Source organism: Antribacter sp. NEAU-D49, from assembly GCF_057158775.1.
The window spans coordinates 15,908-30,474 of sequence record NZ_JBXTSN010000012.1 but is presented as its reverse complement, the minus strand read 5'-3'; the positions used below and the strand labels follow the sequence as shown (position 1 = coordinate 30,474).

Annotated in this window: 13 protein-coding genes and 1 tRNA gene; 8 read left to right on the top strand and 6 right to left on the bottom strand. The window is 73.0% G+C overall.

Annotated elements, in window-relative coordinates:
- Nucleotides 1-103: 103 nt before the first annotated feature.
- Entirely contained in the window at nt 104-1,261 is a 1,158-nt protein-coding gene (xylA, locus tag AC060K_RS11000) for a xylose isomerase (protein WP_483765468.1), read from the bottom strand.
- 105 nt (nt 1,262-1,366) lie between these two features.
- Between xylA and AC060K_RS10995 the strand changes: the two genes are divergently transcribed.
- The gene (locus tag AC060K_RS10995; protein WP_483765467.1) at nt 1,367-2,539 is read left to right on the top strand and encodes an ROK family transcriptional regulator; all 1,173 of its coding nucleotides are present in this window, start codon (nt 1,367-1,369) and stop codon (nt 2,537-2,539) included.
- A gap of 27 nt (nt 2,540-2,566) precedes the next feature.
- On the opposite strand, the gene AC060K_RS10990 is transcribed toward AC060K_RS10995, so the two are convergent.
- On the bottom strand, nt 2,567-4,621 hold the full coding sequence (locus AC060K_RS10990; RefSeq protein WP_483765466.1) for an amylo-alpha-1,6-glucosidase: 2,055 nt from the start codon (nt 4,619-4,621) through the stop codon (nt 2,567-2,569).
- A 176-nt stretch (nt 4,622-4,797) separates the two neighbouring features.
- Here AC060K_RS10990 and AC060K_RS10985 point away from each other — a divergent pair, with 176 nt between their 5' ends.
- From AC060K_RS10985 to AC060K_RS10970, 4 genes are all read left to right on the top strand, one after another.
- The gene (locus tag AC060K_RS10985; protein WP_483765465.1) at nt 4,798-6,048 is read left to right on the top strand and encodes a sugar ABC transporter substrate-binding protein; all 1,251 of its coding nucleotides are present in this window, start codon (nt 4,798-4,800) and stop codon (nt 6,046-6,048) included.
- Nucleotides 6,045-7,247, top strand: a complete 1,203-nt coding sequence (locus AC060K_RS10980; protein WP_483765464.1) for a carbohydrate ABC transporter permease — start codon at nt 6,045-6,047, stop codon at nt 7,245-7,247. Before AC060K_RS10985 ends, AC060K_RS10980 begins: the two co-directional genes overlap by 4 nt.
- The gene (locus tag AC060K_RS10975; protein WP_483765463.1) at nt 7,244-8,134 is read left to right on the top strand and encodes a carbohydrate ABC transporter permease; all 891 of its coding nucleotides are present in this window, start codon (nt 7,244-7,246) and stop codon (nt 8,132-8,134) included. Before AC060K_RS10980 ends, AC060K_RS10975 begins: the two co-directional genes overlap by 4 nt.
- Before the next feature lie 51 nt (nt 8,135-8,185).
- Nucleotides 8,186-8,258, top strand: a tRNA-Arg gene (locus AC060K_RS10970).
- Nucleotides 8,259-8,310: 52 nt separating this feature from the next.
- Here the strand turns inward: AC060K_RS10970 and AC060K_RS10965 are convergent.
- Nucleotides 8,311-9,123: a CPBP family intramembrane glutamic endopeptidase gene (locus tag AC060K_RS10965; RefSeq protein ID WP_483765462.1), complete on the bottom strand. Its 813-nt coding sequence runs from the start codon at nt 9,121-9,123 to the stop codon at nt 8,311-8,313.
- Between the two features lie 77 nt (nt 9,124-9,200).
- Entirely contained in the window at nt 9,201-10,031 is an 831-nt protein-coding gene (locus AC060K_RS10960) for a helix-turn-helix domain-containing protein (protein ID WP_483765461.1), read from the bottom strand.
- A gap of 144 nt (nt 10,032-10,175) precedes the next feature.
- Here AC060K_RS10960 and AC060K_RS10955 point away from each other — a divergent pair, with 144 nt between their 5' ends.
- Nucleotides 10,176-10,958, top strand: coding sequence for an SDR family oxidoreductase (locus AC060K_RS10955; protein ID WP_483765460.1), 783 nt, complete (start codon nt 10,176-10,178; stop codon nt 10,956-10,958).
- Here AC060K_RS10955 and AC060K_RS10950 read toward each other — a convergent pair.
- The gene (locus AC060K_RS10950) at nt 10,921-11,676 is read right to left on the bottom strand and encodes a TetR/AcrR family transcriptional regulator (RefSeq protein WP_483765459.1); all 756 of its coding nucleotides are present in this window, start codon (nt 11,674-11,676) and stop codon (nt 10,921-10,923) included. The genes AC060K_RS10955 and AC060K_RS10950 overlap by 38 nt on opposite strands.
- Nucleotides 11,677-11,776: 100 nt before the next feature.
- On the opposite strand from AC060K_RS10950, the gene AC060K_RS10945 reads away from it, so the two are divergent.
- On the top strand, nt 11,777-12,436 hold the full coding sequence (locus AC060K_RS10945; protein WP_483765458.1) for a DedA family protein: 660 nt from the start codon (nt 11,777-11,779) through the stop codon (nt 12,434-12,436).
- Between the two features lie 7 nt (nt 12,437-12,443).
- On the opposite strand, the gene AC060K_RS10940 is transcribed toward AC060K_RS10945, so the two are convergent.
- Nucleotides 12,444-13,370: a L,D-transpeptidase gene (locus tag AC060K_RS10940; RefSeq protein ID WP_483765457.1), complete on the bottom strand. Its 927-nt coding sequence runs from the start codon at nt 13,368-13,370 to the stop codon at nt 12,444-12,446.
- On the opposite strand from AC060K_RS10940, the gene AC060K_RS10935 reads away from it, so the two are divergent.
- Entirely contained in the window at nt 13,335-14,522 is a 1,188-nt protein-coding gene (locus tag AC060K_RS10935) for a helix-turn-helix domain-containing protein (RefSeq protein ID WP_483765553.1), read from the top strand. The genes AC060K_RS10940 and AC060K_RS10935 overlap by 36 nt on opposite strands.
- The last annotated feature ends 45 nt before the right edge of the window (nt 14,523-14,567 follow it).

Sequence of the window (14,567 nt, the reverse complement as noted above, 5' to 3'; positions counted from 1 at the left end):
TCGGCAGTTGGGGGGTGGCGGGGGGCGCGGGGGGGGGGGGGCCCCGCGGCCCGCCCCCCCCCCCCCCCCCCCCCCCCCCCCCCCCCCCCCCCGCGGCCGGGTGTCAGCCGATGAGGTGCTTCAGCGCGAGCTGGTGCAGGTGCACCAGGCCCTCGTGGCGGTCGGAGAGCGCCTCGATGTCGTACGTCTCCTCGGAGGCGAGGAAGGCGTCGATCGTCTCGTCGGCGCCGAGGGTCGGCTCGGCGGACTCGAAGATGCCGGCCTTCTCGAACGCGGCCTGGACCTCGGGGTCCTGGCGGTAGGCCTTGGCCTTGGCGGCCAGGAGGTCGTAGGCCTCCATGTTGGCCTTGGCCGACTCCCACACGCCGTCGACGCCCTCGGTACGGGACGTCTTGTAGTCGAAGTGGCGCGGGCCGTCGTAGCGGGGGCCGCCGTTGGGGGCGCCGTTCTCCAGCAGGTCGACCGTGAAGAAGGCGGACAGCAGGTCGCCGTGACCGAAGACGAGGTCCTGGTCGTACTTGGGACCGTGCTGGCCGTTGAGGTCGATGTGGAACAGCTTGCCCAGGTGCAGCGCGAGCGCGAGGCCGTGCGTGTAGTTCAGGCCCGCCATCTGCTCGTGGCCGACCTCGGGGTTGAGGCCCACGATGTCGCCGTTGTCGAGCGAGTCGATGAGGGCGATCGCGTGACCGATCGTCGGCAGGAAGATGTCGCCGCGGGGCTCGTTCGGCTTGGGCTCCAGGCCGATCTTCAGGTCGTAGCCCTGCTGCTTGATGTAGGCGGCGACGGTGTCGATGCCCTCGGCGTAGCGGGCGTGCGCGGTGATGAGGTCCTTCGAGTTGTCGTACTCGGTGCCCTCGCGGCCACCCCACATGACGAAGGTCGTGGCCCCCATCTCGGCGGCCAGGTCCACGTTCTTGAGGACCTTGCGCAGGCCGAAGCGACGCACCTCGCGGCTGTTCGACGTGAACGCGCCGGCCTTGAAGATCGGGTGCATGAAGGTGTCGGTGGTCACCATCTCGCAGACCATGCCCGTGTCCTGGGCGGCCTTCTTGATCTTCTCGATGTGAGCGAGGCGCTCCGACTCCTCGGCGCCGAACGGGAAGACGTCGTTGTCGTGGAACGTGAAGCCCCACGCGCCGAGGTCGGCAAGCTTCCGGATGGACTCGGCGGGGTCCAGGTCGGGGCGGGTCGCCAGGCCGAACGGGTCGCGGCCGGCCCAGCCCACGGTCCAGAGGCCGAACGAGTACTTGATGTCGCTCACGGGGTTCTCCTCGTCGAGGCGGGCCTCCGTCGCGCTGTGCGACCGTCGCTGCCCGCATTAGTTGTACGGATGAACTATTACGCGCGTCTCGGCTAGAGTCAAGGCGTGACCTCCACTCCCACCGCCTCGGCGGCTGCCCGCCAGCACACCCTGCGCGAGCGCAACCTCGAGCTCGTGGCACGCGCGGTCTTCGAGTCGCCCTCCCCACTGTCGCGCGCCGACGTGGCCGCCGCGACCGGTCTGGCGCGCGCCACGGTGTCGACGCTGGTGGACCAGCTGGTGGCCTCCCGCCTGGTGTCGGAGCTGCCCGCAGTGACCGGCGGACGAGCCGGCCGCCCGGCCGTGCCGCTGGTGCCCGCACCCCGGTCGGTCGTCGGGCTGGGGCTCGAGGTCAACGTCGACTACCTCGGCGGCCGGGTGCTCGACCTCACCGGCGCCGTCGTCGCCGAGCGCGTCGAGCCCGGCGCGTTCCACGACAGCGATCCCGCCACGGTGCTGGGCCGCCTCGGGGCGCTCGCGAGCGAGCTCGTCCGCCAGGTGTCCGACGACGGCATGTCCGTCGCCGGCGCCCGGCTCGCCCTCCCCGGGCTCGTGGACCCGCGCGCGGGACGGCTCGCCGTCGCGCCGAACCTCGGGTGGTCCGCGGTGGAGCCGGTGCCGCTGCTCGGCCTCCCGCTCCCCGTCGAGATCGCCAACGAGGCCAAGCTCGCGGCGCTCGCCGAGCTGGACGGGCCGGTCCCGGGATCGTTCCTGTACGTGTCGGGCGACGTCGGCATCGGTGCTGCCGTCGTCCTCGACCGCGCGCTGTTCCTGGGCGAGCGCGGATGGAGCGGCGAGATCGGGCACGTCGTCGTGGACCCCGCCGGGCCGCGCTGCTCGTGCGGCGCCTATGGCTGCCTCGAGGAGTACGCGGGCAAGGAGGCGATCCTCCGGGCGGCGGGCCTGGGCGTGGACGCCCCGATCGAGGACCTCCTCGCCCTCCTGCCCGGAGACGGCGAGGCCGCGGTCCGTGCCGCGGGCCGCGCCCTCGGGTCGGCGCTGGCCGACTTCGTCAACCTCGTCGACGTGGGCACCGTCGTGCTGGGCGGGCTGTACACCGACCTGATCCCCTGGCTGCGCGACGACGTGCTGGCGGTGCTCGACGAGCGGGTGCTCGCGTCACCGTTCGTCGAGCTGGAGGTGCGCCCCGCCGCCGCCGGACCGCACGCCGCCCTGACCGGGGGCGCGCGGGAGGTGCTCCGCGGGGTGCTGGCCGACCCGTCCGCCTTCGTGGTCTGACGCGCCCGACGGCGGCCGGCCGACGCCCTACCGCGGCGTGGCGGCGACCGTGCCGCCACGCAGGCGCTCCACGGACCACGACCTGCCCAGCGCCTGGATGCCGTCGACGCGCAGGGAGCCCACCGGCATCGCCTCCTGCGGTGGCCGCATCACCAGCCCGCCGGCCTCCCGGTCCGGGTAGGCGCCCAGCAGCGAGGTGAGCACCACGACCGCCGACGCCGCCGACCACGCCTGCGGGTGGCACGACGCCGGGTAGGGGACCGGCCCGGGGCCGTCGCCGATCGGGTTGCCTCCGTAGAGCTCGGGCAGCTGGTAGCCGAAGTGGTCGGCGGCCTCCAGGAGGCCCTCGACGAGCGAGGTCGCCTCCTCGTGCAGCCCGGCCCGCGTCATCCCGTAGACCGTGATCGCGGTGTCGTGCGCCCAGACGGACCCGCCGTGGTACTTCAGCGGCCAGTACCCCGCACTCGTGGTCGAGAGGGTCCGCAGGCCGTAGCCGGACGACATGTCGTCGGCGACGAGCCGCCGGGCGATCACCCGCTCCTCGTCGGGCCGCAGCATGCCGGTGCCCAGGAGGTGCCCCATGTTCGACGCGACGGAGTCCACCACCGCGCCGTGCCGGTCGCGCGCGATGCCCGGGTAGGGGCCGCGCGCGTCCCGCGTCCAGAAGTGGTTCCGGAAGCGGTCTGCCAGCTCGCGAGCCCAGCCGCGCCACGCGTCGCCGCCGGGCCGGCCGAAGTGGTCCAGCAGGTCGGCGGCACCCATGGCGGCCTCGTAGGCGTACGCCTGGACCTCGGACAGGGCGATAGGCCCCTCGGCGAGGCGGCCGTCGCGCCACTGGATCGAGTCGCCCGAGTCCTTCCATCCCTGGTTGGCCAGACCGTGCCCCGTGGGGTCCTGGTAGTCGAGGAACCCGTCACCGTCGGCGTCCGCATGGTCGTGCATCCAGGCCAGGCAGCGCTCCATGGCGGGGAGCAGGGCCTCCACGTCGTCGTCGGGCAGCCCCCACCGCCAGGCGTCCTTCAGGAGGCAGACCCACAGGGGCGTGGCGTCCACCGTGCCGTAGTACACGGGCGGGAGGGTGGTGCCGTCCTCCAGGTGGAGCGTCTTGGACCGCACCTCGTGCAGGATCTTGCCGGGCTGCTCCTGGGTGACCGGGTCGGAGCGCGTGCCCTGCGCGGCGGCGAGCGTGCGCAGCGTGCCGCGGGCCAGGTCCGTGCCGAGCGGCAGCAGGAACCGGGCCGCCCACAGCGAGTCCCGGCCGAACAGCGTGAAGAACCAGGGCGAGCCCGCCGCGAGGAACACGTCCTCCGGGCTCTGCACCCAGGTCATCCGGAGCGTCTCCAGGTCGTCGAGCGACCGCTCGACCAGCCGGTCGAGGCGCGGGTCGTCGGCGTGCACGACGGGGCGCCGCCACTCCGGCGTGGGGTTGACGGGACGCCGCACCACGGGATCGGTCAGCTCGGCGTACACGTCCCAGCCGAGGGTCAGCGGGGCCCGCGGGTGGACCGTCACGTCCCAGACCGCGGTCGCGCCGTCGTCGTCCAGCTCGACGCGCGCCCCCGGGACGACGACGCGCGAGGTCGCCTGGCCGTTCGTCCACCGGACGCCGTCCTTGACCAGGGCCGGCCGCACGGGACCCGGGGAGCGGCCCTGCTTCACCGCCTCGAGGTCGGCGAGGTCGGCCGACATACGCAGCCGCACCGTCCCGGAGACCGGCGCCTCGGTGGCGCACTCCAGGACGATCGGCGCGTGGACGTGGCCGGGGTTCACCTCTCGGCGGCGTCGCACCCAGGCCGTGGGGTCGGCACCGGGGCCGTCGATCATCCGGAGCGCGAGGAATGCCTCGCTCACCCCCGCTCCACGGTGGCCGGACCGGAGAGCCTCCGGCTCCACCCCATCGACGGTCAGCACGGCCTCCGACAGGACCCGGACGTCCCCCTGGAAGACGCCCTGCGCCCCGGTGGCGCGGATCTGTGCGTCGGGCCCGCTCCACACCTGGGTCGGGGCCATCGTCGTGACCAGCAGATCGTGCAGAAGCGGCTGCAGACCTTCGCTGGAATTCTGCCCGGATTCGTCGCTCACACGTCAGACGCTACCGCCGCGAGCATTGTTGCGCCCCGACGGGTGAGCCCGAGATGCGCATTGAGGATTAGCGTCTGAGACTGGCTGGTAATGGGCCGAAAGGTCGAAGCGTGCCATTTCTCGTTCGATCTCAGCCAGCCGTGTGAAGGACATTTCCGAGTATCGGAGGACGAACAATGACGCAACGGACAAGCTCCCGCCGCCGCCTGCTGGCCGGGGTGGCGACAGGCGGCGTCGCCGTCCTGGCGCTGGCGGCCTGCGGCGGTTCCGGGTTCGACGGCGGCGGAGGCGGTGGCGGTGACGAGGGCGGCGGTGACCTGGAGATCCTCATCGGGTCCAGCGGCGACGCGGAGACCACGGCAGTCCGGGACGCCGTGACGGCCTGGTCCGACGAGTCGGGCACGGGAGCGAACGTCAGCGTCGCCGCCGACCTGGCTCAGCAGCTGAGCCAGGGGTTCGCGTCCGGCAACCCGCCGGACGTCTTCTACGTCAGCACCGACTTCTTCCCGGGATACGCCGCGAACGGCTCCCTCTTCGCCTACGGCGACCAGCTGGAGAACGCCGACGACTTCTATCCCACCCTCGCGGAGTCGTTCACCTACGACGACCAGCTGTACTGCGCGCCCAAGGACTTCTCCACGCTGGCGCTCGCGATCAACACCGACCAGTGGGCGGCCGCCGGCCTCACCGAGGACGACTACCCGACCACCTGGGAGGAGCTCAAGACCGTCGCGACCACGCTGACCACCGGCACCCAGACGGGGCTCACGTTCGGCCCCGAGTGGCAGCGGGTCGGCACCTTCATGGCCCAGGCCGGGGGCCACCTGGTCGACGACGAGGGGCACGCCGACGTCGACACCCCGGAGAACCTGGAGGCCCTGACCTACGTCAAGGACCTGCTCACGTCCGGCGCCCTCAAGTTCCCGTCCGACCTGGGCGCCGGGTGGGGCGGCGAGGCGTTCGGCCTGGGCAGCGCCGCGATGGCCATCGAGGGCAACTGGCTCGTGGGCACCATGGAGAACGACTACCCGGACGTCAACTACACGGTGGTGCCCCTGCCCGAAGGGCCGGCCGGTCCGGGCACGCTGCAGTTCACCAACTGCTGGGGCATCTCCGCGGACTCCGCGAACCAGGACGCCGCCGTCGAGCTGGTCCAGCACCTGACCTCCGGTGAGCAGCAGATGACGTTCGCGCAGGAGTTCGGCGTCATGCCGTCCGTCCAGTCGGTGGCCGACCAGTGGAAGGAGGAGTTCCCCGAGCAGGCGCCGTTCCTCGACGGCGCCGACGGGGCGCAGGGCTTCCCGCCGATCGAGGGGATCGCCGACGTGATCTCCGACTTCAACGCGCAGATCGAGGGCCTCAAGTCGGGTGACCCGCAGGCCATCCTGACCTCCGTCCAGTCCACGCTCGAGGCCGTCGCACCGTGAGCACGGGGCTCCCGCCCGAGACGAGCCGCGGCCCGGGCGCGCCACGCGCCCGGGCCGGGCTCCGGCGTCGGACACACGCGACCACCCGCGGCCAGACCGGGGCGGGCTGGCTGTTCATCACGCCCATGATCGTGATCCTGGGTCTCTTCCTGGTGCTGCCGATCTTCATGGCGCTCTGGGTGAGCGTCTCGGACTGGACAGGGCGCGGCAGCCCGTTCGCGGCGACCACGAACTTTGTGGGCGGCGACAACTACTCCGAGCTGTTGACGGGCGGCGGTCTCGCGCAGCGCGATTTCGCGACCGCCGTCCGGAACAACGTCTATTACGTCATCCTGGTGGTTCCGGCGCAGACGCTGATCTCGTTGCTGCTCGCCGTCCTGGTGAACCAGCGGATCCTCAAGGGGCGCGGATTCTTCCGCACCGCTTTCTACTTCCCGTCCGTGACGTCGTCCGTGGCGATCACCGTGGTGTTCCTGTTCCTCTTCTCGGCATCGGGCGCCGTGAACAAGGCGGTGTCGTACCTGGGGGTGAACGGGCCCAACTGGATCAACGACCCGCGCGGCCTGCTGCACATCATCCTGGGCGCCGTCGGCGTGGACTCGCCGCCGTCAGCGCTGCAGGAGGCGCCCTTCCTCGGTCTCTCCTGGTGGAACTGGCTGGCGGGGCCGTCCATCACCATGACCGTCTACATCATCATGGCGATCTTCACGACGTCCGGGACGTTCATGCTCCTCTTCCTGGCGGCGCTGCAGAACATCTCCGGCGACATCGAGGAGGCAGCGCTGGTGGACGGCACCAACGCCTGGCAGCGCCTGTGGCAGGTCACCGTGCCGATGCTCAAGCCCACCACGTTCACGGTGATCACCCTGGGCCTCATCGGCACGTGGCAGGTGTTCGACCAGATCTACACCGGCACCCGCGGCGCCCCCTCCAAGACGACGCTGACTCCGGCGTACCTGTCGTACGAGACGTCGTTCAACAGCCAGCAGTGGGGCCAGGGCGCCGCGATCGCGTTCATCCTCTTCGCGATCATCGTGGTGATGACCATCCTCCAGCGCATCATCCTGCGTGACCCGGACACCGTCCCGAAGCGCAAGCGGTTCGTGCTGTCCGACGCCGGCGGCTCGGGCTCGGCGTCGACCGGCGCCGGAGGCGCGCCGCCGGCGGGCACCGCGAAGATCGAGGGGAGCACGCCATGAGCGCGACGACGGCCACCCGCCCGCGCCCGACGGCGGCGGGCCGCACCCGGCACGTGGGCAGCGGCGTGACCGTGGCCACGGTGCTGACCTACGCCATCCTGATCCTCATCGCGGTCATCTACATCTACCCGTTCCTCATCTCGATCGCGACGTCGTTCAAGAGCCAGTCGGAGGCGGCGGCCGACCCCCTCTCGCTCGTGCCGCAGACGTTCACGACGGCGGCGTACGAGCGCCTCTTCGTGAACTCCGACTTCCCGCTCTGGTTCCAGAACTCGCTCATCGTGACGCTGGTGGTCACGGCCGGGCGCGTGTTCTTCAACTCGCTCGCCGGGTACGCCCTGTCGCGCCTCACCTTCCCGGGGCGGGGCGTGGTGTTCGCCGCGCTCGTGGCCGTGATGGCGGTGCCGAGCGTGGTGCTTCTGATCCCGAAGTTCCTCGTGATCAACCAGCTGGGGATGTACGACTCCTACGCCGGCCTCATCATCCCGCTCCTCGCCGACGCGACGGGGATCTTCATCATGAAGAACTTCTTCGAGTCCATCCCCAAGGCGGTGGAGGAAGCAGCGCGGATCGACGGGGCGGGCACCTTCCGCGTGTTCTGGTCCGTGTCTCTGCCCATGGCACGGCCGGCGATCATCACGATCATCATCCTGGCGTTCCAGGGGTCGTGGAACGAGCTGTCCCACTTCATCGTCGCGTCGCAGTCGCAGGCGCTGTTCACCCTCACCAAGGGGGTGGCGCAGCTGTCGTCCGGCGCGCTCAGCCAGGGCACGCAGTACCCGCTCAAGCTGGGGGCGGCGGTCATCATGACCATTCCCGTGGCGGTGCTGTTCTTCGTGTTCCAGCGGAGGATCATGAACGCGAGCGGCGGCGCGGTGAAGGAGTAGGGCCGCTGCTTGGCGCGCCGAGCGGCGCGGGCGCTAGGCTGTGGGCGCTGGGCGCCTGTAGCTCAGGGGATAGAGCACCGCTCTCCTAAAGCGGGTGTCGTTGGTTCGAATCCAATCAGGCGCACGGAGAAAGGCGCCGGACCTTGACGGGTCCGGCGCCTTTCGCGCGGGCGGGGTCAGGGTCTTTGCCGCGCGTCCCCGCGCGGGCGGCCGGCGGTCAGCACCGTCACCGCGATCGCGACGAGGACCGCCACGTAGACCACCCCCGCCTCGGCGCTCACGGGCGGGTAGAGCGCCAGGGCGCCGTTCACGGCGGCGTGGAGCAGCACGGCCGCCGGGACGCCGCCGCGGAGCCGCTCCGACACGAACCACGCCGCGGCCGAGAGCGGGACCGTGCCGAGGACGAGGACGACCCCCTCCAGGCTCGCGATCCCCACCGACGCCTGCCACGTCCCGTCGAGGAAGAAGAGCGGCAGGTGCCACGGACCCCAGACGGCGCCGATCGCCACGGAGGTGGCGAGAGGGCTGAGCCGGCCGCGCAGCCGGGGCTGGAGGTAGCCGCGCCAGCCCAGCTCCTCGGAGAGGGGGCCCGTGACGATGGTCATGAGCGTGAAGAGGAGCGGCCCTCCCGCTGCGGCGAGGGCCGCAGCCACCTCCGCCGACCCCGCGGCCGGGGCGCCGAGCAGCGGCGTGAGGTAGGCCGCCGCCACCAGCGGCAGCGCTCCGAGCACGAGCGACGCCGGACCCCAGACCGCCACCCGTCCGGGCCGGGCGAGCCGAGGGCTGCGGCGGCCGGCCAGGCGGAGGATCACCGCCGCCAGGCTCGGGCCGCAGCCGCCGAGGACGAACCAGGCGAACACCGCCGGGTCCGTCAGGCTGCCGCCGACGAGGTAGGCGATGCCCCAGGCGCCCCAGGAGATCGCGAAGGTGAGGCCGAGGAAGACCGCGCTGCTGCCGCGGCGCACGAGGTCCGGTGGGGTCGTCGTCATGCGACAAGTCCACCGCTTCCGGACCGACCGGACGATGGTGCCGGCCCACGACCGGCAGGGTGGACAACCCCCGCGGGTCAGTCCGCCTGGGCGTGCCGCCGGGTGGCGGCCAGCGTGCCGAGCAGGGTCAGGGCGTCGGCGCTGTCCGAGCCCGCCTCGGCGTCGTACACGACCAGCTCCTGGCCGGGCGCCGCACGCACGTCGAACGTCTGCATCGTCAGGGTGAGCGGTCCCACCTCGGGGTGGACGAACCGCTTGCTCGCCAGGGACTTGCCCTGGGCGTCGTGGCGCCGCCACAGGTCGCGGAACTCCGGGCTGTCCCGGAGCAGCTCCGCGAGGACGGCCCGGACCCGCGGGTCGTCGGGCCACCGGCCATGGCTGAGGCGGAAGCCCGCGACCGAGCCCCGCGCCACCTCGTCCCAGTCGCGGTAGAACGACCGTGCCCCCGGGTCGGTGAACACCCGGTGCATCAGGTTGTGCACGCTGCCGCCGAAGAGCGCCGCGCCCAGCTCGTTCGTGGCGAGAACGTCGTAGGCGCGGTTGTAGACGAGGGCGGGGTTGCGCGGCCAGGCGTCGAGCAGCCGGCGCAGGGCGGGGTCCACATGCTCCGGCACCGCGCGCCCCTGGGCGGGAGGCATCAGCCCTGCCAGGCGGAACAGGTGCTCAAGTGCGTCGTCGCCGAGCCGGAGAGCGACCGCCAGCGACTCCAGGACGGCGTGGGAGGGGCCGCGCTCCCGGCCCTGCTCCAGACGGGAGTAGTAGTCCACGCTCATGCCCGCGAGGAGCGCGACCTCCTCCCGCCGGAGGCCCGGCACACGCCGCCGGCCCACGTCGGGCAGGCCCACGTCCGCCGGGGTCACGAGGGCGCGCCGGCCGCTGAGGAACTCTCCGAGCTCGTTCGACGCCATGCCGCCAGCGTAGGACGGCCTCGGGTAGCCAGCCTGGGTGCGTCACACCTCGGTTCCACCCGGCCTGTCTCGGGGCTCCGCGGTCCCCGACCGTAGAGGGCGGAGGCGCCGGGACCGGCCCGGCCCCGGACGGGAGGAGCCCTCATGACCGAGCAGGAGGCCGTGCAGACCGGCCAGGAGACCGTGCAGGCGGGCGGCAAGGTGGTGGTCATCACCGGTGCGAGCAGCGGGATCGGGGAGGCGACGGCGGCCCGGCTCGTCGCCGCGGGCCACCGGGTGGTGGCCGCGGCCCGGCGTGCCGACCGGCTCGGCGCCCTGGCCGACCGGCTCGGCCCCGTGGCAGACCGCTCCGGCGGCGCGGTCCGGACGGTCGTGACCGACGTGACCGACGCCGGCGACGTCCGTGCGCTCGTGCGCTCCGCCGTCGACACCTTCGGCCGGGTGGACGTCTTCGTGGCCAACGCGGGGGTCATGCCCCTGTCCCGGCTGGACGCGCTGCTCGTCGAGGAGTGGGACCGCATGATCGACGTCAACGTGCGCGGCCTGCTCCACGGCATCGCCGCGGTGCTGCCCGTCTTCGAGCGGCAGGGCGGCGGCCACTTCGTGACCACGGCGAGCATCGGGGCCCACGAGGTGGTGCCGACGTCCGCCGTGTACTCGGGCACCAAGTACGCGGCCTGGGCGATCACCGAGGGCCTCCGGCTGGAGAGCCCGCCGTCGGTCCGGGTCACGACCGTGTCGCCGGGCGTGGTGACGTCGGAGCTCGCCGACTCGATCACGGACCCGGGCGCTGCGGAGCTGATGCGTACCTACCGGGCCGGCGCGATCGACGCCGACGCGGTCGCCCGTGCTGTCGCGTTCGCCCTGGACCAGCCCGACGACGTGGACGTCAACGAGATCGTGGTCCGGCCGGCCCGGCAGCGCTGACGCCCTCGCCGGGGGAGCCGGCGGCGTCCGCGATGCGGGCCAGGAGCTCGCCGAGGAGGGCACGTTCGCCAGGGCTCAGGTCGGCGGTGGACTCGTCGAGGACCGAGCGCAGGGCGACGGCCCTCCGGGCGGGTTCCCGGTCGGCGGCCGAGGCGGGTGCGGCGCCATGGGTGATGGCGGCGATCATCGCCTCGCGGGTGCTCGGTGAGAGGTGCGGGTCGCGGTCGGCGGGGTCCGTGCCGATGAGCGTGAGGGTGACCCCCCTGTTGGCGGCGAGGATCATCCCGACCGCCAGCTCGGGGTCGACGACCAGCAGGCCCGCCTCGGCGATGTCGTCGATCAGGGCGCGCAGGATCGACCGGGCGCGCCGGGCGCTCGCGCTACGGCTGCTGGACCGCTCAGAGCTGTACATCAGCAGGTAGTGGGCCGGGTTCTCGAGCCCGAAGGCGTTGTGCCGGTCCCAGCCCCGCCGGAGGTTCTCGACGGGGTCGCCGTCGCGCGGGATCTGCTCCTTCTCGTGCAGGTAGCGCTCGAAGCCGTCGGCGGCGACCGCCTCCAGGAGCCCCGCCATGTCGGTGAACAGGCGGTAGATCGTGGGCGGCTGGACGCCGGCAGCGGCGGCGACCGAGCGGGTCGTGACGCCGTCGCGCCCCTCCGACCGCAGCAGCTCCGCGGCGGCGGCGATGATTCTCTCGCGGTGGTCTGTGCGGGGTGGCATGCGTCCTCGGAGGTGGTACCGACGTTATCGCCGATATCATATCTGCGATTCCGGCGATCGGCGAAGGGCGAGCGGGCGGGTTCTGGACGACGATGGAGCCGTGGCCACCTCCTCCGACCTCGACGGCGTCGCCGCCTGGGGGGTCGGCCTCGTCGAGACGCTCGGCGGCCCCGGCGCCGGCCTGGCGATCGCGCTGGAGAATCTGTTCCCGCCCCTGCCGAGCGAGGTGATCCTCCCGCTCACCGGCTTCGCCGCCGCCCGGGGCGTCCTGACGGTCTTCGAGGCGATCGCGTGGACCACCGCCGGCTCCGTGGTGGGTGCTCTCGTGCTGTATGCGCTGGGGGCGATCCTCGGGCGCGACCGCCTCTACCGGATCTGGGCGCGGATGCCGCTGGTCAAGACCTCCGACCTCGCCCGCACGGAGGCGTGGTTCGCCCGCCACGGCACCAAGGCGGTGTTCTTCGGCCGCATGATCCCCGTCTTCCGCAGCCTGATCTCGGTCCCGGCGGGCGTGGAACGACTCCGGCTCCCCACGTTCGTGCTGCTCACGGCGAGCGGCAGCCTCCTGTGGAACTCCGCGCTCGTCCTCGCCGGGTACTGGCTCGGGGAGCGGTGGACGGCGGTCGAGTCCTACGTGGGCGTGTTCTCACGTGTCGTCGTGGGCGCGGTGGTCGTGGCGGTGCTGGTCTTCGTCGTCGTGCGGCTGCGGGACCGGCGCTCGCCCCGCGACACCCCCGACGACACCCCCGGCGGCGCCTGAGCCACCGCTACGGCACCACCAGGACGGGCGTGCCGACCGGGAGGTCCTTCACGGTCGCGAAGTCGGCGTACGTGAGCCGGACGCAGCCGTTGCTCACCTCGCGACCCTGACCGGACCCGGCATGGAGCGCGACGACGGCGCCCCCGCTCCCCAGGAACGAGTCGATCGTCTCGCTCTGCGCCGACGTGTACACGGCCAGGCCCACCTGGGACTGCGCGACCGTCAGCACCTGGGCCAGACCCTGCGGCGTCGGGGTCGCGGGGGTGCCGATGGCGGCCGGGACGGACCGGCTCGTCCCGTCGGGGCGGGAGACGTGGACGACGCGGTCGGACAGGTCGACGACGACGGCGCTCGCCTCGGGCGCGACCGTCACGTCCGCGGCACGTACCCAGCCGGCGGTCCGGTTCACCCCCGTCGGGTCCTGCGAGGGCAGGGCCCGACGGCCCTGGGGCAGGAGCACCTGGACCCAGCCCGGCCGCTCCTCCAGGACGACCCACCGCGCGGCGGCGCCGTACTGGTCGTCCGGGAGGGCGAGGACCGGGGGCACCGTGTCGTCGGGCGCGGTCCACACCGGCGTGGCCGGGGCGGCCGGTGCCGCGGCCTTGCGGGGCAGCTGGGCCAGGTCGCCGACCGAGGTCTGGGGCAGGCCCGGCGGCAGGAGCTCCACCGGGTCGGGATAGGGGAGGGTCCACAGCTCGAACGCTGCGGGGGTCGGCGTCGGCTGCGGGGCGGCAGCGGGCTGCGGCGTGGGGTCGCCCACGGGCGGCAGCAGCCGCGGGGCCGCCGACGCGACCGGCAGGCCGGGGTCCTCCGCCGGCTCGGGCCGGTCGCTCACGGCGACCGCTCCGGCCAGGAGCGACAGGCCGACGGCGAGCCCGGCCCAGCCCAGACGGGCGCGATGGCGCGTGGACGCGGGTGTGCTCTCGCCGAGCATCGCGGGCTCCCCTCGGCTCCGGGCAGGCACCTCCATGGTGCCCCGGGGGCTGTCTCGACGCAGGGCGGGAGCGGGCATCTTCACGTCGGCGGTACCTCGTTGTCACACAGGTCCGATATGTTCTGGCCCGCACGCACCCGAACCCCGAGGAGACTCATCGTGGCCCGCGCCGCCCGGCTCGACCCGGACACCCTCCCGTCCCTCATCGTGGCGGTGGTCCTGACCGCCACCCTCGGGGCCGTCAGCTTCACGCTCTCCTACGCCGGCCTGGTGGGGGTCGCCGCGTGGGCGGCCGTACCGGGGTACCTCGCGTGGACGGTCCCCGTCACCATCGACGCGTCGATCCTGGTCTACACGCTCGCCGTCTTCATCTTCCGGGCGCGGGGCGAGTCGAACGGCCGCGCCTGGACGTCGCTCATCCTGTTCACCGCCGTGTCGGTCGCCGCGAACGCCGCCCACGCCTGGGACGCCTCCGCCCACGACTGGCACGGCTACGCCGGTGCGTTCATCGCCGGCCTCGCGCCGGTCTCGGTGCTGCTCACCACCCACACGCTCGCCGAGCTCGTCGTCGTCAAGCCCGAGCACCGGCTCGCGGCGGCCGTCGCCGAGCGGGCCGCCGCGGAGGCCCACGAGGCGTCGGCGGCCGTCGCGCCCGCGCCGCTGATGGAGGTCGGCGCGCCCCGGCCGGTCGCCGGGGCGGCGGGCCTTGGCGAGCCCTCGCGCTGGGACGTCGCGAACCGGGAGGACGCGAGCCAGGAGGTGGCCGAGTCGCCCGAGGCGAGCGCCGGTGTCGTCCGGCAGGAAGGACGACGTACCGCCGCGCTGGACGCCCCGCGCTCCACGAGCGCGACCGCGCGGGCCGAGGGCGTACGGGCCGACGGCGAGCTGCCGCCCCCCGCCGCGGCGGAGCGGGCCACCGCTGCTGTTCGGGCCGGTACCCCGCGGCCGCGGGCGCCGCGGCAGGACACCCGGCTGGGGACCGACAAGGGCGAGGAGATCCTCGACCGGAGGGCCAAGGGCGAGTCGATCCCCGAGATCGCCGCGAGGCTCAAGATCAGCGAGTCGACGGTGCGACGGCGGATCAAGGAGTACTCCGAGACCGGGGCGATCCCCGTGGTGACGCAGGAGCGGCTGGCGGCGGCGCGCCGCTGAGCCGCGGGCCGGGTGCCCGGCAGCCCGTCCGGATGATCGGCAGTT

Excerpts from the sequence above, each read along its gene's own strand:
- AC060K_RS10955 (WP_483765460.1), top strand. The coding sequence starts at position 10,176 with ATGACCGAGCAGGAGGCCGTGCAGACCGGCCAGGAGACCGTGCAGGCG.
- AC060K_RS10975 (WP_483765463.1), top strand. The coding sequence starts at position 7,244 with ATGAGCGCGACGACGGCCACCCGCCCGCGCCCGACGGCGGCGGGCCGC.
- AC060K_RS10950 (WP_483765459.1), bottom strand. The coding sequence starts at position 11,676 with ATGCCACCCCGCACAGACCACCGCGAGAGAATCATCGCCGCCGCCGCG.
- AC060K_RS10940 (WP_483765457.1), bottom strand. The coding sequence starts at position 13,370 with ATGCTCGGCGAGAGCACACCCGCGTCCACGCGCCATCGCGCCCGTCTG.
- AC060K_RS10965 (WP_483765462.1), bottom strand. The coding sequence starts at position 9,123 with ATGACGACGACCCCACCGGACCTCGTGCGCCGCGGCAGCAGCGCGGTC.
- AC060K_RS10960 (WP_483765461.1), bottom strand. The coding sequence starts at position 10,031 with ATGGCGTCGAACGAGCTCGGAGAGTTCCTCAGCGGCCGGCGCGCCCTC.
- AC060K_RS10935 (WP_483765553.1), top strand. The coding sequence starts at position 13,335 with ATGGCGCGTGGACGCGGGTGTGCTCTCGCCGAGCATCGCGGGCTCCCC.
- AC060K_RS10985 (WP_483765465.1), top strand. The coding sequence starts at position 4,798 with ATGACGCAACGGACAAGCTCCCGCCGCCGCCTGCTGGCCGGGGTGGCG.